The sequence below is a fragment of the Streptomyces sp. NPDC028722 genome, assembly GCF_040637655.1.
Lineage (GTDB): Bacteria > Actinomycetota > Actinomycetes > Streptomycetales > Streptomycetaceae > Streptomyces.
Genome location: NZ_JBEZWU010000014.1, coordinates 183,305 through 205,044, shown reverse-complemented (window position 1 = coordinate 205,044; position 21,740 = coordinate 183,305). Strand labels below are relative to the sequence as shown.

The 21,740-nt window shown below is 72.7% G+C and carries 20 protein-coding genes and 2 pseudogenes; 18 read left to right on the top strand and 4 right to left on the bottom strand.

Translation table 11 applies throughout. The annotated features are described in order from the left end of the window. A pseudogene (locus tag AB0F03_RS22455) lies at positions 1-101 on the top strand (IS5/IS1182 family transposase); the annotation flags it as partial. Between the two features lie 203 nt (positions 102-304). On the opposite strand, the gene AB0F03_RS22450 reads toward AB0F03_RS22455, so the two are convergent. Next, positions 305-694 (bottom strand): hypothetical protein, encoded by a 390-nt coding sequence (locus AB0F03_RS22450; protein ID WP_361994714.1) that lies wholly within the window; start codon positions 692-694, stop codon positions 305-307. 759 nt (positions 695-1,453) lie between these two features. Between AB0F03_RS22450 and AB0F03_RS22445 the strand changes: the two are divergent. Next, a pseudogene (locus AB0F03_RS22445) lies at positions 1,454-2,031 on the top strand (zinc-binding dehydrogenase); the annotation flags it as partial. On the opposite strand, the gene AB0F03_RS22440 reads toward AB0F03_RS22445, so the two are convergent. Both AB0F03_RS22440 and AB0F03_RS22435 read right to left on the bottom strand, forming a co-directional pair. Then, positions 2,007-2,528, bottom strand: a complete 522-nt coding sequence (locus AB0F03_RS22440) for a DUF4232 domain-containing protein (protein WP_361994746.1) — start codon at positions 2,526-2,528, stop codon at positions 2,007-2,009. The pseudogene AB0F03_RS22445 and the gene AB0F03_RS22440 sit on opposite strands and share 25 nt — an antisense overlap. A 322-nt stretch (positions 2,529-2,850) precedes the next feature. Beyond that, positions 2,851-4,023: a serine hydrolase domain-containing protein gene (locus AB0F03_RS22435; RefSeq protein WP_361994711.1), complete on the bottom strand. Its 1,173-nt coding sequence runs from the start codon at positions 4,021-4,023 to the stop codon at positions 2,851-2,853. A 1,938-nt stretch (positions 4,024-5,961) separates the two neighbouring features. Between AB0F03_RS22435 and AB0F03_RS22430 the strand changes: the two genes are divergently transcribed. Continuing rightward, positions 5,962-6,333, top strand: coding sequence for a hypothetical protein (locus AB0F03_RS22430; protein WP_361994708.1), 372 nt, complete (start codon positions 5,962-5,964; stop codon positions 6,331-6,333). 370 nt (positions 6,334-6,703) lie between these two features. Here the strand turns inward: AB0F03_RS22430 and AB0F03_RS22425 are convergent, their stop codons facing one another. Beyond that, positions 6,704-7,195, bottom strand: a complete 492-nt coding sequence (locus AB0F03_RS22425) for an amino acid transporter (RefSeq protein ID WP_361994706.1) — start codon at positions 7,193-7,195, stop codon at positions 6,704-6,706. Between the two features lie 379 nt (positions 7,196-7,574). On the opposite strand from AB0F03_RS22425, the gene AB0F03_RS22420 reads away from it, so the two are divergent. The 15 genes from AB0F03_RS22420 to AB0F03_RS22350 all read left to right on the top strand — a co-directional run bounded on the left by AB0F03_RS22420 (position 7,575) and on the right by AB0F03_RS22350 (position 21,676). Then, on the top strand, positions 7,575-8,240 hold the full coding sequence (locus AB0F03_RS22420; protein ID WP_361994703.1) for a transaldolase family protein: 666 nt from the start codon (positions 7,575-7,577) through the stop codon (positions 8,238-8,240). Further along, positions 8,237-9,400: a DegT/DnrJ/EryC1/StrS aminotransferase family protein gene (locus AB0F03_RS22415; protein ID WP_361994700.1), complete on the top strand. Its 1,164-nt coding sequence runs from the start codon at positions 8,237-8,239 to the stop codon at positions 9,398-9,400. The genes AB0F03_RS22420 and AB0F03_RS22415 overlap by 4 nt, the downstream gene beginning before the upstream one ends. Then, positions 9,397-10,152: an NTP transferase domain-containing protein gene (locus tag AB0F03_RS22410; protein ID WP_361994697.1), complete on the top strand. Its 756-nt coding sequence runs from the start codon at positions 9,397-9,399 to the stop codon at positions 10,150-10,152. The genes AB0F03_RS22415 and AB0F03_RS22410 overlap by 4 nt, the downstream gene beginning before the upstream one ends. Continuing rightward, positions 10,149-11,183 (top strand): hypothetical protein, encoded by a 1,035-nt coding sequence (locus AB0F03_RS22405; protein WP_361994695.1) that lies wholly within the window; start codon positions 10,149-10,151, stop codon positions 11,181-11,183. The genes AB0F03_RS22410 and AB0F03_RS22405 overlap by 4 nt, the downstream gene beginning before the upstream one ends. Further along, a complete protein-coding gene (locus tag AB0F03_RS22400) occupies positions 11,168-12,172 on the top strand; it encodes a Gfo/Idh/MocA family oxidoreductase (RefSeq protein ID WP_361994692.1) in 1,005 nt (334 codons plus the stop codon). Before AB0F03_RS22405 ends, AB0F03_RS22400 begins: the two co-directional genes overlap by 16 nt. Then, positions 12,169-12,777: an SIS domain-containing protein gene (locus AB0F03_RS22395; RefSeq protein WP_361994689.1), complete on the top strand. Its 609-nt coding sequence runs from the start codon at positions 12,169-12,171 to the stop codon at positions 12,775-12,777. The genes AB0F03_RS22400 and AB0F03_RS22395 overlap by 4 nt, the downstream gene beginning before the upstream one ends. Next, a complete protein-coding gene (locus AB0F03_RS22390) occupies positions 12,774-13,724 on the top strand; it encodes an NAD-dependent epimerase/dehydratase family protein (protein WP_361994687.1) in 951 nt (316 codons plus the stop codon). The genes AB0F03_RS22395 and AB0F03_RS22390 overlap by 4 nt, the downstream gene beginning before the upstream one ends. Further along, positions 13,717-15,021, top strand: a complete 1,305-nt coding sequence (locus tag AB0F03_RS22385) for a UDP binding domain-containing protein (RefSeq protein ID WP_361994684.1) — start codon at positions 13,717-13,719, stop codon at positions 15,019-15,021. Before AB0F03_RS22390 ends, AB0F03_RS22385 begins: the two co-directional genes overlap by 8 nt. After that, complete coding sequence (locus tag AB0F03_RS22380) at positions 15,009-15,602, top strand: HAD-IIIA family hydrolase (protein WP_361994681.1); 594 nt, start codon at positions 15,009-15,011, stop codon at positions 15,600-15,602. Before AB0F03_RS22385 ends, AB0F03_RS22380 begins: the two co-directional genes overlap by 13 nt. A gap of 47 nt (positions 15,603-15,649) precedes the next feature. Continuing rightward, positions 15,650-16,567: an aminoacyl--tRNA ligase-related protein gene (locus AB0F03_RS22375; protein WP_361994678.1), complete on the top strand. Its 918-nt coding sequence runs from the start codon at positions 15,650-15,652 to the stop codon at positions 16,565-16,567. Continuing rightward, positions 16,560-17,870 carry a hypothetical protein gene (locus AB0F03_RS22370; protein ID WP_361994675.1) on the top strand — a complete coding sequence of 437 codons (1,311 nt, stop codon included), beginning with the start codon at positions 16,560-16,562 and terminating at the stop codon, positions 17,868-17,870. The genes AB0F03_RS22375 and AB0F03_RS22370 overlap by 8 nt, the downstream gene beginning before the upstream one ends. Continuing rightward, positions 17,867-18,958: a Gfo/Idh/MocA family oxidoreductase gene (locus AB0F03_RS22365; protein ID WP_361994672.1), complete on the top strand. Its 1,092-nt coding sequence runs from the start codon at positions 17,867-17,869 to the stop codon at positions 18,956-18,958. Before AB0F03_RS22370 ends, AB0F03_RS22365 begins: the two co-directional genes overlap by 4 nt. Continuing rightward, a complete protein-coding gene (locus AB0F03_RS22360; RefSeq protein WP_361994669.1) occupies positions 18,955-19,890 on the top strand; it encodes an aldo/keto reductase in 936 nt (311 codons plus the stop codon). The genes AB0F03_RS22365 and AB0F03_RS22360 overlap by 4 nt, the downstream gene beginning before the upstream one ends. A gap of 87 nt (positions 19,891-19,977) precedes the next feature. Then, on the top strand, positions 19,978-20,904 hold the full coding sequence (locus AB0F03_RS22355; protein ID WP_361994667.1) for an ABC transporter ATP-binding protein: 927 nt from the start codon (positions 19,978-19,980) through the stop codon (positions 20,902-20,904). A 1-nt stretch (position 20,905) separates the two neighbouring features. Continuing rightward, positions 20,906-21,676 (top strand): ABC transporter permease, encoded by a 771-nt coding sequence (locus AB0F03_RS22350; protein ID WP_361994664.1) that lies wholly within the window; start codon positions 20,906-20,908, stop codon positions 21,674-21,676. The last annotated feature ends 64 nt before the right edge of the window (positions 21,677-21,740 follow it).

The window sequence follows — 21,740 nt, the reverse complement described above, 5'->3', positions numbered from 1 at the left end:
ACCGCTTGAAGCAGTGGCGCGGCATCGCGACCCGATACGACAAGACCGCCGAGTCCTACCAAGCAGCCGTCACACTCGCCTCGCTCCTGATGTGGACGTGACAATTGAAGACACCGCCTAGCGGGAACTCCCCGACCTGACATGCCGTCACTGACACCGACCCGCCGACATCGAACCGGCACATCGCAGCCGGACGATGCGCGGAGAGGAGGCGGCAGGAAATCGGCGGGCGGTCATCTTCTCCCGGGCGCGGGAAGGTCCCGGACTTGCGGACAGGGAGGACCGCGCCGGGGCGAGGGAATGCTCAGGCGTCCGGGCAGCAGCGGCGGCGGTAGTACCCGTAGGTCAAAGCCAGCACCAGGGGGCCCCACAGGGTCAGCAGGCCGCTGACCGTCATCGCCAGCATGTCCCAGCCCGGGGCGTACGGGAAACCGGGCGAACCGTCGATGCGGAAGGCCGTGAAGACCCAGTTGACCATCAGCCCCAGGAGGAGGAGCCCGCCGATTGTGGCGGGAACGATCGCCGCGGAGGGTGGGATGCGGCGGCCACCCAGTTTCGGGACCCAGTTGGGCACCACCTCTCCCCATCGACGCACCAGCCCGAACCCGAGCAACGCGAACGCCTCCGTCAGGAGACTGAGTCCGAAGACGTACGGGATGTGCCACCACGCCCACGGAGTGTTGTCCCCGCCCATCGCGTAACCGAAGCCGATAGGCAGCCGCCAGAGACACACCGGCAGCCCCACCAGCGGAATGAGGTGGGCGACTCTCTCCGCCCACAGCGGGACGGGGCGCTCCGTATCCCTACTCCCAACTGCCTTATGAACCATGTTGATTGACATACTGTCAGTGTTCCTGGTCTTTCCCTGCCGGGGATCAACCTGCAGGTTGACGTCACCTACCCCGCTCGGTTGACGACATTTGCACCTCCCGGTCCCGGTGCCTGAGCGCGACAGGTGTCGTCGCAGTACAGACGCCGGGGCGAGGCGTCCCGGGGCAGCCGGCCCCCGCAGGAGCGGCAGGAGCGGCAGGAGCGTATGCGGGCCATGTCTCGAGGGTCGCTCACCTGGGGCCGCGCCCACGGGTGGCGGTTAGCGACGTCGACGGTGGCAAGTACGGCGTCGACGTGCGGATCCACCCGGGCCCGGATCGCCGCACCCGCCACCCGGCAGCGTCGAAGGAGCCCGTCGACCACCTGCTTGCCGAACTTCAGCAGCGCGGACGCCCGCCACCACGCGAGCAGCCGGCTCCGTAGTCCCGCCGCCGACCGATTCCTTTACACCGCCGACTTCGCCGAGCCCGAACCCTGGTGGATCGCCGGCACCGACGGCAAGCCGCGGGAGTCCAGCCGCTACGAGCGGGCTCGGGTCGCCAGTCTCGCTGTACTGAATGCGAACCGGGCCGCCCGCACCCCGCCCGCCCCCGGGGGGACGACGCCCTGCCCGGCCGCGCCTGGCTGGTACGCGGCCCTCGCCGCCGAGGTGAGGTTCGGCTGCACCGCCGTCGTGGTCGGTTACGGGGCGGTCGGTCTGTGCTGCGTCATCGCCGCGAAGGGAAGGGGCCGCCGACCGGATCATCGCCATGAGTCAGTGCGAGTCCCGGCAGGAGCCCGCGGCCGAGTTCGGCGCGACCGACATCGTCGGCGAGTGCGGCAAGGAGGGCGTCGCCCAGATCATTGGAGGTGACCGGCGGCATCGGCGCGGACTCGGCCCTGGAGCGCGTCGGCACCGCCGAGTCCACGCGGCAGGCCCCGCACTCGTCCCGCCCCGGCGGCAACGTCGGCGTCCCGCACGAGGTGGCCGTCGACGGGCAGAAGCTGTTCTTCTCCCAGGTCGGCCTACGCGGCGGCCCGGCACCCGTCCGCCGCTTCCTGCCCGACCTGATCAGCCGCGTCCTGTCCGGCCGGATCCAGCCGGGCAGGGCCTTCGACTTCACCCTGCCCCTGGACCAGGTCGCCGAGGGCTACCGGGCGATGGACAAGCGCCACGCGGTCAAAGCAGCGGGAGGCTACTGTCCGACCGGGTTGAGGTAGGTGCCCGGGTGGGTGGCGCCGTCCTGCTTCAGGATCTGGCCGCCGAACGGCCACTTCAGGGTGAAGGACTTCGTCTCGTTCGGCGGCGTGACCAGGAACTTCGCGGGGACGAACTTCTCCTTCTGCGGCGTGGACCTGGCAACGGGGAGCAGGTTGATGCTGAAGTCCGTCGTGCCCCCCCGCCCCAGGGTGATCTTCGTGGGCTTCTTGGAGGAGCGCACCAGGGACCAGGTGCCGTCGGTCCTCTGGGCGCCGACCATGTCGACACCGGCGAAGCCGGACAGGGTGCAGGTGCGGTTGCTCTTGTTGGTGAACCAGATGAACGCCTGCGTCTGCTTCCCGGTCCGCCCCATTTCCGGCTTCGCGTCGTCCCCGGTGGCGAAACCGGCCTTCAGGTCGGCGGTGTGGCAACGCGTCGGCGCGGTCTTGGCGGTGGCGCCGCCGCGGTCTTCAACGCGCTGTGCTCCGTACGGGCGTTTCCCCTCCCGCCACGGCAGCCCGAACGGCCCCGGATATTCCGCTCCCAAAGCCGCCATGTAGTGCCGGCAAAGTTGATGCCTCCGGGGCGCCGACCCCTGCCCCTCTCGCTCGACCCCTGTGCGAGGGCGGTTAGGCCGCGCTGAAGGCGGCTCCTGCCGCTGTTTCGGACCCCTTCCGGGCGCAGCCAGGGCAGGGACGGCCCTGTACTACGAACGCCTCCGAGGCACGCTTTACCTAACGGGTCGAGCCCCCGCACATCACCTGGACCGCCGCACACGCCGGCTAGGGGAGTTCCCGGGCCCGTCGACCCGGGGTTGGCTGTCGGCTGGACCGGTGGGGTCAGTTCGTGGCCGGAACCACGGTGCCGAAGGAGGCGGCGGCGATCTGCTGGATGTAGCGCATCTCAGTGCCGTTGAGGTTGGTCGGGTTGACGGAGTAAACGACCTTGCGGGAGAGGTCGCGGGTGGCGAACACACCGCTGGTGTAGCCGGGGCGCGAGCCGGTCTTGCCCCAGACCACGACGCCGTTGGAGGCCTTCACCCTCGTGATGCCCATGGTCATACAGGCGCGGCCAGCGTCGGCCTCGGTGCGGCACTGGCTGCTGTGGAAGCTGGGGACGTCGGGGACTGTGAAGAGCTCGGCCTGCTGGGCCGGCGGGAGCAAACGGCCGCGGAAGAGAGCGGTCATGAAACGGTCGAGGTCGGCGGGGGTGGAGATCATGCCGCCCTCGGCCCAGGGCCAGGGGCTCTGTTCTGTGACGTCCACCGGGTGCGTGGTGCCGTCCGAGGACGTGACCGTCAGGTAGCCGTGGGAGTGCGGGCCGGGCAGGTGCGGGTCATCGGCGTCGGGGACGCGGGTGTCGTGCAGTGCGAGGGGCCGGGCGATCCGGGACCACACCTCGTGGGCGAAGGGGTTCCCTGTGATTTTCTCGACCAGGAGGCCGGCGACGTAGTAGTTCATCCCGTTGTACTGCTGGGCCGTGCCCGGCGTGAACTGCATCGACTGGCCGGACATCAGGTCGATCACCTGTTGCGGGGTGAAGCTCTTGAGGCGGTGGGCGGCGAACCATTCGGGACTGCCGTCGCCGAAGTCCGCGCTGGCGGCGCCGCGCGGCAGGCCGCTGGTGTGGTTGAGCAACTGGCCCACTGTGACGGACGGGAGGCCGGCGGGCAGGACCCCCGGCAGGTACTGCTGGACCGGCTTGTCCAGGTCGATCCGGTGCTCGGCGGCGAGCTGGAGGACGATGGTGGCGGTGAAGACCTTCGAAATGCTGCCGATCCGGATGTGCGCGTCGGATGGGACGCCCTGACCGGTTTCCAGGTCGCCCACGCCGGAGGTGCCCGACCAGTGGCCCGCGCGACCGGTGATCCGCAGCAGCGCGCCGGTGACGTCCGCGTTCGGCAGGCCCCCGATGGCTGCCTGGAGCTGGGCCGGGTCGAGCCCGGGCAGCGGCGCACTGGTCGTGGCGGTGGGCGCCGGAGCCGGGGTGGCGGCGGAGGCGGGAGGGGCCATACCCGCGGCCAGGGTAACCAGCACGGCGCCGGAGGCGGCCATGGTGGTCCAACGGGTCAGAACAGCAGAGCAGTTCACAGTGAGGCTCTCCAAAGCTGTGGCGGTGGGACCGGCGGTCGAACGGCCCGGCCACGAGTCTCTTCCAAGCCGACAGCCCAGCTCATCAGGGAACGCCCCTGAGCGAACCCTGACCGCACCCTCACAGCTGACTGCGGGTCAGACCCCGGCTCGGCAAGGCCCCGGCCTCCAAGCCCGGGCGCCGGTACCAGCGGCAGGGGCTGCGGCGCCACAGTCGGGTCGCTGATTCGGGTGCGTCTGCCGCCCGTCCGCCGGGTCCCCCCGCCTGGGGTGTCGGCATGGACACCGTGAGTCGGATGTCTGCACGGCGAGCCCGGCACACGGGGAGGTCCTGGCGGGCTTCGAGGGCTGTGTCGCTGTCGCCCGCGGAATCTGGGTCAGGGCGGACGTCCGCCTTTCGAGACCGGCCTGGAACAGTGTGTCGGTGTCCTCGGTGGGCGCCGGGGCCGGCGTGCGAGTGCGGCGGGTGCGCGCGGGCTGCGGGTCGCTTCCGAACAGCGCCTGTTTCCCGCATTCGTCGGGCACCGCAGGTACCGGTCGGCACACGGCTGCGTCGACCAGGTCGAGCGGGGCGCAGTCGTCGAAGTCGGCGCGCTTCATCCGGGTCCAGTCGTGGCCCTGGGGTATGGCGGTCACGGGCGCTCTCCTGTCTGCGCTCGAGGCCGGACGCGGGCGGCGCGCCCCGGCGGTACGTCAGTGTCCAGGTCAGCGCCGTGCGGCGCTTCCGTCGCACGGCGGTCCGCACAGGCGGCTGCTCCTGCGGTGACGGTTTCAGTCGCTGTGGTCCTCCTCAATCCGTCTGTCACGGTTCTCGTCGCCGAGGGCCTCGGCCTGGACTGTCTGTCCTTCTGCCCACACGACGGTGCCCGGGTCACGCACGTTGCCGAGGACGCTCGGGTGTGGTGCTGTCGCCGAGGGCGGTCAAGCCCGACTTCCATCAGCGTGGTACGTGGCCACGACGTAGTACTCGGTGAGCGGCACGATGGTGGCGGTATGGGGCGGGCCGGGTGCGATGCCCGGCCCGGCGTCCCGCCGGCCCGGCCGCCGCCGTGAGGTCTCGCGCCGGCGCGGTGGAGGCGGTGCTGAGCCGGGTGCTGCGCGATGATGAGCCGGTGATGAAGGTGGCGGCCGTGGTCGCCCGGGCGTCCCTCGACCGCGACGCCCCCCTCCGGCATGCTGATCTGCTGCTGGATGTCCTCATCGATCCTTCCGTACGGCCCCGGTTCGAGCGGGTCTGGTGGCTGCCGGACGTCGAGATCCCCTTCACCCGGGACAACGTCGCCGCATGGGTGTCCGGTCTCCTCGACCACGTCCCGTCGGACGCCCTGTCGTTCGTGACCCGGCTGGCCGAGGCGGCACAACGCACCGCGGACGACGGGCTGCGCCGGGTCGTCCTGGACGAGGCGTGGCGGCACCTGGTGCTGCGGCGTTCCGCGGCACCGACGGTGCTGCCCTTCGCGGCACGGCTGCTGGACTGTGCCGATGACTGCGTGCGGCTCAAGGCCGCGCACCTCCTGGCCATGCTCACCCCTGACTCCGGCCCGTACGCCGACCGCCTGGCGGTACTGCTCGACGATCCAGGGACCGACGAAATCTCCTGGATCGAGGGGACCGTCGGCGACTTCGCACGCTGGGCCCTGGTCCGGCTGGGCGACCCCCGCGGCCTGCCCGGCCTGGTCGAATCACTCTGCGCGCCCTATCGGCAGCAGTTCGGGCGCAATTGGGTGGCGGGCGATCCGCGTCGGCCGGAGATGCAAGAGGTCCTCGCGCCGCTGCGCGAGCACGCGGACGTCCTGCTGCCCGCGCTGCTGGAGGAGGGTGCGGCAGGACCACGAACGGCACGGCGACCATGGCGAAATCATGGGCACCTTGCTGCACGTCGCCGAGGAGTGGGGGCCGCACGCGCTGCCCGTGCTCCCGGTCGTCCTGCCGCTCCTGAAGGACACGCGGTACTCGTTGGACGTGGTCGACGTGCTGCTGGCGATGGGTCCCGGTGCCGCCTGGACGGCGTCCGCCGTGCGCGACGCGGCCGTCCTGGACCACCCGGGCAACCACCGCAGGACCGCGTGGGCCGCGTGGCGCATCGCGGGGGGTGACGACGGCACCGCCCTGCGGCTCCTGGGCGAGGCGGTGCACGACGAGCAGGTGTCGCCGTACGGACCGGTCCTCCTCCTGTCCGACTTCGGCACCGCCGCCGCGGCGCACGCCGGACGGGTGCCAGCTGGACAGTAGTTGGCGTGCTTCGTAGATCGCAGGGGTCTATCGAGGTTGACATCGAGGGCAAAGCGGCTGAGGGAGAGGCTCTGTATGGCGGCTGGGCGGCGGCGCAAGGTGGGTGCCGTACGGCGGATCGGTGGTCGGATCGCCCCGGAACACCGCAACGGTTCCATGAGCCGGGTCGTCGCCTCCCGGCTTCTGTGTCCGGTGTGTGGGTCGGGCAAGCTGCGTATCACCACGAGAAGCCAGGAGTTCGAGGTGTGTCGGCAGACGCGGGAGCAGCGGCGTCGACGGCGCACCGTGCTCAGGCGTGAGGCCGCAGGGCGGTCCGTGTCATGGCTGGTCAACGAACGCGGGAGGCGCGTGACCGCGTCTCCCGCGACCCTCAGAAGTGGGTGGCGATCCCGAACGCCCCGCGCAGGTGCGCCATGTCCTTGAGGTCCCGTTCGGTCGGCTCGTACCCCTGGTGGAAGTAGACCTGCTGCTCGGCGGACAGGCACGGTACGGGCCGTCCGCCGATCGTCCCGGTGACGAAGCTTGACGCCGGGTACCGAAACGGCCGACCCGGCTCGAAGGACTCCTGCAGCGCTTCCCCGTCCGCCCCGAACGCCAGCGGATGCAGGTCGATCTCCCGGCCCCCCGCGTCCTCGACCACGAACCTGACGGGCCGCTGGTCCAGGGTCAGTGCGAAGCCCAGCCCGGCCAGCGCCGTGAGCACTTCCGGCTCCTGCTCCCGGCGGTGCATCAGGTCCAGGTCCCGGTGCGGTCGGGTCTGCCGTCCCAGCAGCGCGTCGATCCCCCACCCCCCGCCGATCCACACCTGCGCGCCGACTGCCCGCAGCACGTCCACGACCTCCAGCACGTCCACGTCCCGCATCCCCGCCGCCCCTCTCGATCGGTCCGTCCCACCCTACGGGCGCGGCGGACCCGGCCGGACGCCGCACGCCGTCTCCCGACGACCCGCCTTCGCGCTACGAAGCACCCATTTTTGCGTGATTGCGTGATCTATTTTCCAGATCGGGGCCCAGTGCGAGCGCCTCTCCCGCCCCACATTCAGCCGGTGCGCCGTGAGATGTCTCGGAGTAAATGACGACAAGTCAGGCAATAGCTGATCGTTGGCATTCTGTTTCTGTGATCTGCGATGTTCGCGCTGCTATTTGAATGACTCACTCGTTCAATGCCAGAAAAACGTCTTGAATCTGCGGAGGTCTGTAAGTAAGTTGCAGGTCGTTCGTGAGCGTCGAGGATCGAACGGGGTGGGGTCATTGCTGTTCCTGGACTCGGCTGCGGCCGAGGACTGCGCCGCATGGGTGGGCTCCGGAGTCGTCCGCGGAGTGACCACCAACGCGACCATCCTGGTCAGAGCCGGAGTGTCGTCGGTTTCCGCGGCAGTCAAGGAGATCCTCACCGCCGAGCCCGGCGAAGTGCACGCGCAGGTGGTGTCCGAGGATGACGAGGAGGCGCTGAGGCAGGCGCGCGAACTGGCCGGCCTTGACCCGCGGGTCCGGGTCAAGATCCCGTTCGTCACCTCCTACGGCCGACACCGCGCGGCGCTGATCCGACGGGCCCGGGCGGCGGGCGTGCCGGTGAACGTCACCGTGTGCACCTCGCTCGCCCAGCTCCACACCGCGCTGTCGCTCGAACCCGAGTACCTCAGCGTGTTGTGGTGCCGCACCCGGGACGCCGGCGAGGCCCCGGCCCGGATCGTCGCCGCCCTGGCCGCCCGCCGCGACCGAACGGGCGCCGACACACGCCTGTTAATCGGGAGCATCCGCGAACCGGCCGACGTCACCGCCGCCCTCAATGCACCCTGCGACATCGTCACGGTGCCCCCCGCCATCCTCGGCCCATGGCTGGACAGTCCGCGCAGCGTCGAGATGGCCCGCCAGTTCGCCTCCGACGCCCGAGGACTGGTCGCATGACCGGCCAGGACCTGAGGGTGCCGTTCGCTGCGCCGCTGATCGGTGAGGAGGAGGTCGCCGCCGTCACGCAGGTGCTGCGCAGCGGCTGGATCGGCACCGGCGCGGTCGCGCACGACACCGAGCGCCGCTTCGCCGACTACCTGGGCGTGCGGCACACGCTGCTGCTTAACTCCGGCACCGCCGCCCTGCACCTGGCGCTGCTCGCGCTCGGTGTGGGCCCGGGCGACGAGGTGATCGTCCCGACCGTCACCTTCACAGCGTCGGCGGCCACCGTGGTGCACGCCGGGGCCACACCCGTCTTGGTCGACGTGGAGCCGCACACCCTCGCCATCGACGTCGACCAGGTCCGGCGGCGCCTCACCGCGCGCACCCGCGCCGTGGTCGCCGTGCACTTCGCCGGACGGATGGCCGACATCCGGGCGCTGCGCCGCCTGTGTGACGCGCACGGTCTGTACCTGATCGAGGACTCCGCCCACGCGCTGCCCGCCGAACGCGACGGGGTGTCGCCCGGCAGGCTGAGCGACGCGGCGGCCTTCTCGTTCTTCGTCACCAAGCCGCTGACCAGCGCCGAGGGCGGACTGCTGGTCTGCGGCCGAGCCGAATGGGCCGAGCGAGCCCGGCTGCTCGGCGCCCACGGCATCGACCGCGACGCCTTCGCCCGGCACCGAGGCAGGCGCTCCCCGCACTACGATGTTGTCGCGGCCGGACACAAATACAACTTGCCGGACACCGCCGCCGCCCTACTACGCTGCCAGCTCGACCGCTCCGCCGCCATGCGCGAGCGGCGCCGGGCCATCGCCGAGCAGTACCTGAAGGAGCTCGCGCCGAACCCGGGTCTGCTGCTCCCGCCGGCCGACACCGCGCACGACGCCTCCTCCTGGTACCTGTTCGTCGTCCAGCTCCCCGCAGGCGTGGACCGCGACGCCTTGGCGGGCGCGCTGTACGAGCGGGGCATCGGCACCAGCGTCCACTTCCGGCCGCTGCACCGGTTCAGCTACTACCGGGATGCGCTGCCCTCGGCCGCCGGGCCGTTCCCGGTCGCCGACGCCGCCCACCCCCGCCTGCTGTCGCTGCCGATCTTCCCGGCGATGTCCGACCAGGACGTCGAAGCCGTCGTCGCCGCGCTGTCCGGCGAACTACGGACGGCGGCCCGGCGATGAGCCAACTGGTGGTCCTGTGCGGGGGGTCGGGCACCAGGATGGCGGCGGTGACCGGCGCCCGGCAGAAGTGCACGGTCCCGGTGGCCGGACGCCCGTTCCTCGCCCACGTGCTGGACCGGGCGGTTCGCCCGCCGGTCGACCGGGTGCTGCTGCTCGCCGGCCACGCGGCCGAGGACGTCCGGGAGTGCGCCCGCCGGTGGCGGCCCGCAGGCCCCGGGGCCGCACCGGCGGCGGTGGAAATCCTCGCCGAGGACGCCCCCGCCGGCACGATCGGTGCCCTGCGCGCGGCCCTGCCCCGACTGGACGAGCGCTTCCTGCTCATCCTCGGGGACGTCCTGCCGCCCCAGGGCGACGGGCTGTGGACGCCGCTTGCCCGGACTCTGGAGGAGACGGGCGCCGAGGCCCTGATGGCGCTTGCCCCCGCCGCCCGCTCGCATGACCGGGGCAACGCAACCGTCGACGGGCCGTGGGTCGCCCGCTACGACAAAAAGGCCGCCGCGCCGTACATCGACCGCGGCGTGCGGCTGCTGCGCCGCAGCGCCCTGGCCGCCCAGGCCGGCGACGACGACGGACCGTTCTTCGGCGGCCTCGCCGAGCGGCGGCGGCTCGCCCACCTGCTCTTCGACGAGCCGATCGTCGAGGTCGGCGCGCCCGACCGCTGGGCGCGCGCCTGCGCGGAGCTCGCCGACCCGGCCGTGCCGCCCGCTCCCGCGCCACCCGTTCCCGGCCGAGCCGAAGGACGCACCCGGTGACCGCGGTCCACAGTTCCGCGCCGATGCGGCTCAGCATCGCCGGCGGAGGCACTGACCTGCCCGAATCCTACCGTCACGGGCCGACGACCGTGGTGGCCGCAGCACTCACTCACCGCGTCCACGTCTGCGCCGCCGACCGGCCGCAGCGCGCGTTCGGCGCGCTCGACCGGGCCCTCGCGCCCGCCGACCGGGCGTTCGTGCAGCCGCCCGAGGAGGCCGCCCGACACGCCTACCCCCGGGCCGCGGCCGCGTTGCTCGGCCTGGCCACCCTGCCCGCCGTCGCGGTCGCCTCCCCGGTGCTGCCCGGCTCCGGCCTCGGTGGCTCCGGCGCCTACTGCGTCGCCCTCCTGGACGCACTCGCCCGCTGGAGCGGGCAGCCGCTGACCGCGCAGCGCGCTGCCCGGCTCGCCTACCGGCTCGAACGCGAGGTGCTCGGCCGGACCGTCGGCCAGCAAGACGCCTGGGCCGCCGCGCTGGGCGGCGCTCAGCGCATCCGCCTGGCGCCCGACGGCAGCGTTGAAGCCGCCCACAGCCAGGAGCTGTACGACGCGCTCGGCCGGCTCATCGACACCGGACTCGCCCTGTACCGGACCCAGGACAGCCGCGACGCCTCCCGTGTGCTAGCCGAGGCGCCCGAGGTCACCTCCGACGGGCACCGCGCCGCTGTGGCCGCCGCCGCCCGCACCGAACAGGCATTCCGGAGCGGCGACCTCGCCGTCGTCGGCGCCACCCTGCGCGAGCACTGGGCCCGCAAGACCGCCGCCAATCCGGCCGCCGACCACCCCGTCTGCCGCCGGATCACCGCGGGCGCCGACGAACACGCCGTGCTGGGCTTCAAGCTGACCGGCGCGGGTGGCGGTGGACACCTGCTGATCGCCGTCGACCCGGCCCGGCACGCCGACGCCCACGCCTTCCTGGCCGGCCTCGGCCTGACCCACGTCCCGCTGCGCCCGAGCATCCAGGGCCTGCACGGCGCCACGCTGCCCGATCCGGGCCGGCCCAGCGAGGAGGACGCATGCGCGTCGGCATAGTCGGAGCCGGCCTGCAGTGCCGCCGGCGCATCGAGGCACTCACCCCGCACGACCGGCTCGTCGGCGTCACCGCCCCCGACCTGGCCGGCGCCGAGGCACAGGCCCGCCCGCACGGCGCCCGGGCCTTCGCCCGCTGGGAGGACCTGCTCGCCGAACCCGGCCTGGACGCCGTAATCGTGGCGTCCCCGCCGGACAGCCACCTGGCCGCCGCCGTGGCCGCCCTCGCCGCCGGCGCCCACGTGCTTTGCGAGAAGCCGCTGGCCCGCGACAGCGCCGAGGCCGCCGTGATGGAGGACGCCGCACGCAACCACGGCCGGGTGCTGTACTGCGGCTTCAACCACCGCCATCACCCCGCCGTCGCCGCGCTGGCCGCCCTCGCCGCCGACCGCCGCCACGGCGCGCCACTGTCGGCGCTCGGCGTCTACGGCCACGGCATCCGCGCCAATTACGCTGACGAGTGGCGGGCCGACCCCGTGGTGGTCTCCGGTGGACAGCTGACGGAACAGGGCATCCACCTGGTGGACCTGGTCGACGCCCTGCTGTGGCCGGTCCAGGACGTGATCGCCCACACCCAGCACTCCTTCGGGTTGCCGCCCGGCATCGAGGACGACGCCCACCTGATGCTGCGCTCCGCCACCGGCCAGGTCGCTCTGCTGCGCAGCAGCCTCAGCCAGTGGCACAACCGTTTCCTGCTGGAGGTCACCTTCGAACGCGCCACCGCGCGGATCGAGGGACTGGCCGGCTCGTACGGCGAGCAAACCCTGACCGTAGAGGAGCGCGCCGACGGACCGTTCGCCGCGCAGGTCACCCGCTTCCGCGGCCCCGACCGCTCCTGGGCCCGCGAATGGGCACACTTCCGCGCGCTGACCGAACAGCGCCCGCTGCCTCCCCCCGACCCGGCGGGCCGGCGCGCGCTCGCCGTGGTCGAAGCCGCCTACCGCTCCACCGCATCGGGTCGTTGGACCCCCGTCAGCAAGGAGAGCTCATGAAGCCGGGCAGCCTCGCCGCTTTACGGGACGCGGTCGCCGACGCTGCGGCCAGCCTGAACATCGACGTCCTGGCCGCCGCAGCGCGGGTGCTCGCCGAATGCCGGAACAGCCGCGGCGTCGTCCTGACGGCAGGTTACGGCGGCTCCAGTTCGACCGCATCGCACTTCGCGGCCGACCTGGCCAAGTTCACCCGCACCCCAGGACTGCCACACCTGCGCTCGGTCGCCCTGCTGGACAACATTGCCTGCCACACCGCCTGGACCAACGACGACGATCCGGGCCTGGCCCTCGCCCACCTCGCCGAGCCCTGGCTGCCCAGCCAGCCGGGCGCCCGCGACGCCGTCGTGCTGTTCTCGGTGCACGGCGGCGCCCGCGACGGCTCGGTGTCCAAGGGCCTGGTCGGACTCGCCGAACACGCCCGCAAGCACGGCGCCGCGGTTATCGCCGTGACCGGCTTCGACGGCGGCGCGATCGGCGAACTCAGCGACGTGCACGTCAACGTCCCGATGGACGCCGAGCCGCTGGCCACTCCCGGCGTCGAGTCCCTGCACCTGCTCGTGGCCCACGCCCTGTGCCTGGCCCTCACTGACGGAGGCAGCCGATGACCCGCACCCTGGTGACCGGCGGCGCCGGCTTCATCGGCAGCCACGTCGTGGACCACTTGGCGGTAGCCGGCAGCCAGCCCGTCGTGGTCGTCGACAACTTCTCCAACACAACCCGCCGCTGGATCGCCCCGCACGAGCGCAGCGGCGCCGCGATCGTCCACGAACTCGACGTCCTGGACACCGACCGGCTCGCCGCGGCCATGGCAGGCGTCGACCGGGTCATTCACCTCGCGGCCAGCGTCGACATGCGGGTCGGCCTTGCCGACACCTGGATCGACGTCAACCAGTCGGTCCTCGGCACCCGCTCGGTGCTGGAGGCGATGCGCCGCACCGAGGCGCGGCGGATCGTCTTCTCCTCCTCCTCGACCGTGTACGGCGAGCCAGAGCAACGCCCTACCGCAGAACACCACGGGCCGATGCTGCCGATCTCCGTGTACGGCGCCGCCAAGCTCGGCGCCGAGGCGCTGATCTCCGCCTACTGCCACCTGTACGGCTACCGGGCCGCGATCTTCCGGTTCGGCAACGTGGTGGGCGGGCGAATGAACCACGGCGTCATCCACGACTTCCTCGGCAAACTGCGCGAGAACCCGCGCATTCTGCACGTCCTCGGCGACGGGAGGCAGCGCAAGAACTACTTCCTCGCCGAGGACTGCGCCCGCGGCATCGTCGAGCTGTCCGACGCCCACGGCGAGGGCGTGCTAGTCGCCAATCTCGGTTCCACCGAGACCGTCACAGTCAGCAGAATCGCCGAAATCGTCCTCGAGGAACTCGGCCTGGACGCCGAGGTCGTCTACGGCGGCGGCGTCCGCGGCTGGCCCGGCGACGTGCCCGTGGTCGAGTTCGACCTCGGCCGGGCGCACGCACTGGGCTGGCACGCCTCCCGCGAGTCCGAGGACGCCGTCCGGGCGGCCGTCCGTCGGCTGGCCGAGGAAGGCACGCATGCCTGAGGCGTACCTCACCGGCGACTGGCACCTCGCCTCCGTCACCGCCGCCGGACTGCTCCGGCTCGGTTACACCGTGCACCTGCGGCCCGACGCCGCCAACGTCCCCGACCCCGAGGCGTTCGACGCCCTGACCCGCGGCGAGCGCTGCGCCGAGGAGCCCGGCGTCGCGGAGATCCTCGGCGCCGCCCGCGCCGCCGGGACGCTACGGCCGGTCCTCGACCGGACCGACGCGGTGCAGGTCCTGGCCCGCGCCGACCTCTGCCTCGTCGCCCACGACACGGGCACCTCACCGGACGGCACCGCCGCCGACCCCCGGCCCGCCGCCGCCCTGGCCGAACTGCTCGCCCACCCCGGCCGACTCGGCCCGGTCGTCGCCGAAGGCCAGCTCAAGGCTGGCTCGTGCGACGCCGCGTTGGCCGCAGCCGGGCTGCCCGCCGACAGCCCCGACCTGGTGCACCTGCCAGAGAACCTGCGCCTGGGCCGGGCCGTCGAGGACTTCCTGCACCCCGCGCGGGCCGTCGTCGGCTGCAACGCCCTGGACCTGCCCCCGGCTGTCCGGGCGCTGCTCGACGCGCTCGCCCCCGCCGCCGAACGACCCATGCGCCTGGTCGAGGCCGAACTCGTCAAACACGGCACCAACGCCTACCTGGCCTGCTGCATCACCCTCGCCAACGACCTGGGCGCCATTGCCGGCCGCCTCGGCGCCGACCCGGTGACCGTCCTGGACGGCGTGCGCGCCGACGAACGGGTCGCCGACCGCGCCCCGCTGCGGCCCGGCGACGCCTACGCGGGCGCCACCCTGCACCGGGACGTGCGCGCCCTGATCGAGCACGGCGAACCGTACGGCCGGGACGGGCTGTTCCGCGCCGTGGCCAACGCCAACGCCGTGCATGCGCTCGCCCCGCTGGCCGTCCTCGACCGGCGCCTTGACGGCCTGGCCGGGCGCACCGTCTGCCTGCTCGGCCTGACCTACAAGCCGGGCGTGTCAACCCTGCGGGACGCACCGGGCCTGCGGCTGGCCCGCGAACTACTCGCCCAAGGTGCCGCCGTCACCGCCCACGACCCGGTGGCCGAGCCCACCAACACCGGCGACGTCCGCCGCTTCCACACTGCCGCCGAGGCCGTCGCCGGAGCCGACTGCGTCGCCCTGGTCGTCGAGCACCCGGCGTTCGCCGACCCCGCGCTGCTGGCCAGCACCGCCCCCCGGAGGCCCCTGCTGCTGCGGCTCACCGGCGCCGAGGGGCGCAGCCGGGTGCCGACCCCACCCGGATGGACATCGGTGGACCAGTGGAACGACTAGCCGCCGCCCACTGGGGCGCGTTCTTCGACCGCGACGGCACCCTCAATGCGCACGTCCTACGGGGCGGGCGGCGCGGCTCCGCCCGGCATCCCAGGGAGTGGACCGCGCTGCCCGGCGTGGCCGAGTGCTTCGCCCGGCTGCGCGCCGCTGGCGCCGTGATCGGCGTCATCACCAACCAGCCCGACCTGTCCCGCGGGCTGCTCGACCTCGGGACGCTCCACGACCTGCACCGGCGCCTGGGGCCCCTGGAAACCGTCCGGGTGTGCCCGCACACTGCGGAGCAGCGCTGCCGATGCCGTAAGCCGTCGAGCGCGCTGCTGCGCGAGGCGGCCGCCGACCTGTCCGTCGACCTCTCCGACAGCTACTTCGTCGGGGACCGCCCCACCGACGCGCAGGCCGGCTTGAACGCCGGTTGCACGGCGGTGCTGCTGGTCCCCGGCGGGACGGTACGACGCAGCCTCATTCCGGGGCTGCACTACGCCGCCGGCCTGCCCCAGGCGGCGACGGCCGTACTGCGCCACCGCAGCGCCGCGGCCGGGCGGCGCCCCGGCCCGTGCCTGCCCGACCCCTCCCCGCCCTGACCCGCCCCCGCCCTGACCCGTCCCCGCCCTGACCCAAGGAGAACGCGATGCAGCTCGGCACCATCCTCGACACCTCCGAGTTCGGTGACCTGCACGGCGGCGACGTCGTCGCCGAGGCCTTGGACCGCAAGTGGATCGAGAACTTCGCCGAAGGCCAGTACGTCTACCGCGCCCCGTGGGTGCGTCTGCTGCGCAGCCTGCAAGGGCAGATCCTCGACCGCGCCTACGCCAACGGCTTCGAGGAATGGCTCTTCCCGCGACTCATCCCCCGCGAGGCCCTGGACAAGTTCCGCCTCAGCCAGTACGCCCCGGAGCTGCTGATGCCCGCGGGCCCGAACGGTGAGCAGGTGCTCGACCCGGTCCAGTGCATCAGCCTGTACCACCTGATGCGCGGCCGACGCCTGTCGCTCGACGAGCTGCCGCTGCGCATCGTCGAGACCCTCGGCGGCTGGACCTGGCGCAACGAGTACACCGCCGACCTGGACGGCCCGATCAAGGCCCGTGAGTTCCTGCGGGTCGAGCACGTCTTCTTCGGCACCCGCGAGCAGGTGCGCGCCACGCGCGGCCAGGTCCGGCAGACCCTCACCGACCTGCTCACGAGCTGGGACCTGAGCTGGCAGGTGGTGGCTGCCGAGGGCTGCATGGAGATCCCCTCCCTGGTCCAGGCCCAGGACGACGCGCAGACCGCCGACGAGGTCCCGGTGCAGGACATCGAGGTGCCGCTCAGCAGCCTGCGCCCCGACCGCGCCCGGCCCGGCTGGGCGGACCACTTCGACGAGCGGTTCGACCTGCGCGAGATCTCCGGCTGCTCCGCCGAGGGCACCCACCAGACCGAGAGCTTCGGTATCACCGCCGCCGGCGAGGAGTTGTGGAGCGGCTGCTGCGGCATCGGCATGAACCGGCTCGTGGTGGCCTACCTGTACCGCCACGGCTTCGACGCGACCCTCAAGGGACTCGATGCCTGAGCACCGCCTCGCCGTCCTGCTGCTGACCAACGAAGGGTTTCGCCAGGTCGACGGCGGCGTGGCCCGGTACGTCCACAACATCCTGGACGCCCGGGACGACGCCGCCGCCCTGGCCGCCGATCGCGGGGTCCTGCCGCAGTGGCACGTCGCCGAGCGGGCCGACTGCGCCGGCCTGGACGAGCAGCGGTTCGCCGCCGCGCTGGACGTCTACGTCCGGCGCGGCGGCGTCGCGTACCACCCGCTGGCCGACCCGCGAGCACACCCGTGGGAGGTGGACCACTTCGAGCACTGCGTCGCCCTGGGCGCTGCCGCCGGGCAGGCGGCACTCACCGTGGCCGGCGGCGCGGACTCGCTACTGGTGATCTCCGGGATGAGCATGTTCGCCATGGCGGCGCGCTTCCTGGTGCGCGCCGCCGACCAGTTCGGCCTGGCGGCCAGCTACGTGCACATGACCCACAACCCGGTCCTGCGGCCCGGGGGGGACGCCGAACTCCCGGAAGCCTACGCGGACTCGGTGCTCGGCCACCTGGCCCGCTGGGATCCCCGGGTGAGCATCGGCTGGGAGTCGCACTGGATGCGCCGCCAGTACCAGCAGGTCTACGGCATCCCGGAGGACAAGACACTGTTCGCCCGGGCCGGAGTGCCCACCGACGCCGCCAAGTTCCGGCCGGCCGCACCCGACCCGGATCTGCTTCACCGCCTCGGCGTCCCCACCGACCGCGACCTGGTGGTCAGCTGGGGCCGCGGCGTGGCCGAGAAGGGCTTCCAGCGGCTGGTCGACGCGGCGCGGGCCACCGGCGACCGGCTGGTGCCCGTGATCCTCAACCCGCGCCCATACCCGGAGCTGGCCGAGCACGTCCGGCGTACCGGCTCGCCCGCCGTCCTGCTCGACGGACAGGACGACCGCATCCTGCGCGCCCTGTGCAGGTGGCCAAGGACGCTGAGCGCGGCCTTCCTGTCCGAGCGGGAGGCCGCCTCGGTGACGCCCATCGAGGCGGCGCTGATGAGCGACGGCGGCGGCCTGGTCGTCGCCGTGCTGCCCACCGGGGTCTACCCCGAACTCGTCGAGCCCGGCGTCACCGGGCTGATCGCCGAAGGCCGCGACACCGCAGCCGCGACCGCGCTGCTCACCGCCGTCTGCGAGCTGACGGCCGGCCAGCGCGCCGCGCTCTCCCGGGCCGCCGCGGAGCGCGCCCGGCGCGAGCACGACTTCCGCACCAACTGGCTGGCGTCCTTCGGGGCCATGCTCGACCGGCACCTCTTGGTGATCGGCCACCCGAACAAAAAGGGGGACGCGACATGACCGACCCGACCGCCCCGACTGATCCGGCCAACCCGATGACGTGCGTCCTCGTCGGCGCGGGCCCACGCGGCGTCATGCTGGCGCGCGCGTTGCGCGGGCACCCGGACGCCCGGGCCGCGGCGGTGTGCGAGCCGTCGCCGCAGGCAGCCGCCGCTTTCCGTGCCGAGTTCCCCGACATCCCGGTGCACGCCTCGCTCGACGCCGCCGTGGCCGTCGCCCGCCCCGACTTCGTGCTGGTCGTCACCCCGCCACGGCAACACGCGCAGGACGCCGTCGCCGCCCTTGACCACGGTCTCGCGGTACTCGTCGAGTGCCCGATGGTGGAGACCCGCAAGCAGGCCGAAGCCGTCGCCGAGGCCGCCGCCCGGGCCGGCCGACCCGCCGCGATGGCCGAGTCGTTCTGCTACCTGCCAGCCGTCCAGTCGCTGCGGCGGCAGGTCCACGAGCGCACCGGACCCGGCGGATCGGCCGCCGTCCTCGGCGGCGAGGGCCACTACCTGGAGTGGGACACCGGCCTCATTCCCGGCGGCTGGCGCGACAACTACGTCATGGCCCGCTACATCACCCACGGCCTCGGGCCGCTGCTGTATGCCACCGGCCAGCACGCCCGGCGTGTCGTCGCACTCGACCCGCTCGGCCGCACCAGCCGCGCCCAGGGCCCGTTGCTGCCCACCGCCCTGGTCGAGACCGACCGCGGCGCGGTGTTCATTACCGCCAACAGCGGCCTGGCCGCGCGCCCGCTCACCCGATGGACGCTGGTCGCCGAAGACTGGTCAGCCGAGAGCGACCCGGAGGGCGCCTGGGACGGCCCACTGCGGATCTTCGACGGAACGGCCGGCGACGCCCCGCCGAGCTGGCGGCAGGCGCCCGTCGACCCGGCGCTGGTCTACGGCGACCTGTGGGGCCTGGGTTTCGAGCCCGAGCGGTTGATGCTGCGCCGCTTCGCCCGGGAACTGGCGGGGGAACCACAAGACCTCGGCCTCGAACTGTCGCTGAACATATCGCTGGCCGGGGTCGCCGCCGCTCGCTCGGGCGCCGCCCGCGGCCTGCCGGTCGACGTCGAACCGGTGCTGAAGGAGGCGGCATGACCGGCCCCGACTTGGGGCGGCTCGGACTGGGCGGCTGGCTGTTCGGCTGGGAGACGCCCGCCGACGAGGCCAGGACCCTGATGGCCCGTGCCCTCGACCACGGCGTCACCTACTTCGACACGGCCAACAACTACGGCTCCGGCGAGTCCGAGCGCATCCTCGGCGCGTTCTTGGCACCCGTGCGCGACCAGGTACTGATCGGCACCAAGGTGTACGCGCCGTTCGGCCCGGACGAGGCCGACCGGGGCCTGTCAGCGCGGGCCGTGCGCCGCGCCGTCGACGGCTGCCTGGAACGGCTGGGCACCGACCGCATCGACGTACTGCACCTGCACCGCCCCGACCCGGCCGTCCCCGAGTCGGAAACCGCCGAGGCGCTGGGCGAACTGATCCGGACCGGCAAGGTCCGCCACCTGGCCACCAGCACCTTCCGCGGACCGCAGATCGACCGGCTGCAAAACGCCCTCACGGACCGTTCACTGCCGACCGCGATCCTCGACCAGGCGCCCTACTCACTGCTGGAGCGCGAAGTGGAGGCGGCCGCCGCCGACGCCCTGCGCTCCTGGGACATGCACCTGACCGTGTGGAGCCCGCTCGGCGAGGGCCTGCTCACCGGCAAATACCGCGACCCGTCCGCGCCGGGCCGACTGCGGCGATGGGGCCCCGAGCAGCAGCAGCGGCTGCGCGACGGCGCGCAGGCCGCCGCCCGGCTCGGCGACCTCGCGGCCGGATACGGGCTGACCCTCCCGCAGCTCGCGCTCGGCTGGCTCGCGGCCCGCCCGCTGGTGTCCACCGTGCTGGCCGGTGCCCGCACCCTTGACCAGCTCGACACCTACCTCGACGGCGTCGCCACCCCGCTGCCGCCCGGTGCCGAGCAGGAAGTCGACCGGATCGTCCCGCCCGGCTCCAGCCTCCTCGGGCACTACGCCACCTGACCACCCGATCCGCCGTACGCCGCCCGGACCCGACCGCCGGCGCACGGCGGGCCCCCGCACCGAAGACGGTGAAAGGAACCCACCGCAATGCCGCAGGACACACCGCTCGTCCAGGCCCGCGCACTGGTGAAGCGGTACGGCGACGCCACCGCGGTCGACGGCATAGACTTCGAGGTCCTGCCCGGCCAGGTGTTCGGCCTGCTCGGCCCGAACGGAGCCGGCAAGTCCTCCACCATGCGCATGATCAGTTGCGTGTCCAAGCCCAGCGGCGGCACCCTGCGCATGTTCGGCCTGGACGCCGCCACCGAAGGCCGGAGGATCCGCGCCCTGATCGGCGTCTGCCCCCAGCAGGACACCCTGGACCCGGAACTCACCCTGGCGCAGAACCTGACGGTCTTCGCCCGCTACTTCCGCATCCCGCGCGCCGCCGCCGCGGCCCGCGCCACCGAGCTGCTCGCGTTCGTCCGCCTCGAAGACCGCGCCGGCGACCGCGTCGACTCTCTGTCAGGCGGCATGAAACGCCGCCTGAGCATAGCCCGCGCCATGATCAACGAACCGCGCCTGATCCTGCTGGACGAGCCCACCACCGGCCTCGACCCGCAAGCCCGCCACCTGCTGTGGGAACGCCTGGACCAGCTCCGCCGCCGCGGCGTCACCCAAATCCTCACCACGCACTACATGGACGAGGCCGAGCAGCTCTGCGACCAGTTGCTCGTGGTGGACGACGGCCGTGTCGTCGCCTCCGGCACCCCCGGCGAACTCATCGCCCGGCACTGCAGCAAGGAGGTGGTCGAACTGCGCTTGCGTCAGGACCAGCCCGCCGCCGACGAGCTCGCCAACCTCGGCCTGCGAATCGAACGGCTGCCCGACCGGGTACTGGTCTACGCCGACGACGGCGAGGCCGCGGCCGCCGCCGTCCACCGCGCAGGAGTCGAACCGCGCAGCCTGCTGGTCCGCCGCAGCGGGCTGGAAGACGTCTTCCTGCACCTGACCGGCCGAACCCTGGTGGACTGACATGGCTCTGACCGACTCCCGCGCGGGCGCCATCACCGCGCACCTGCTCACCAGCTACCGCCGGACCTGGCGCGACTCGGCGTTCAACTCCTTCCTGTTCCCGGTCTGCCTGCTGGTCGGCATCGGCTGGTCGCTCGGCCGCAACGTCAACCAGGACGTCGACCACCACTCGTACTTCGCCTACGTCGCTACCGGCCTGCTCGCCGCCGCCACCGTCCAGGTCGCCGCCGCCGAGTCCGCCTGGCACGTGTTCGGCTGCTTCGAGTGGAGCCGGCTCTACCATGCCATCCGGCTGACCCCTGCCACCGTCGCCGACCTGCTGTTCGGCCATCTCGCTTACGTGCTGCTGCGTGCCCTGCTCGCCGGGACCGGCTTCCTGGCCGTGATCGTCGCCTGCGGGGTGGGGAGCAGCCCGGCCGCCGCGCTGCTCCCCGTACTGCTCCCGCTGATGGCGGCCGCCGTCGCCGCCCCGGTGTTCACGGTCAGCGCCACCACCCGCAGAGCCGGCACGTTCGACATCGTCTTCCGGCTCGGCGTCGTGCCGATGTCGCTGCTCAGCGGCGTCTACTTCCCGATCGACCGGATGCCGGGACCGGTCCGGGCCCTCGCCTGGGCGCTGCCGCTCAGCCACGGCGTCGAACTGGTCCGGATGTGCACCCTCGGCGGGCTGCGCGCCAGCCCGTTTCTCACCGCGCTGGCAGTCTTGGCCGCCTGGGCCGCAGGCGGCGCCCTGTTGGCCCTGCGCGCCTTCACCCGCCGGCTCTCCGACTGACCGGCCGCCTCCGCTTCCCGCCGCCCACCCCGCCACCCCCGCGCCAGACGACGAGGCCCCACCG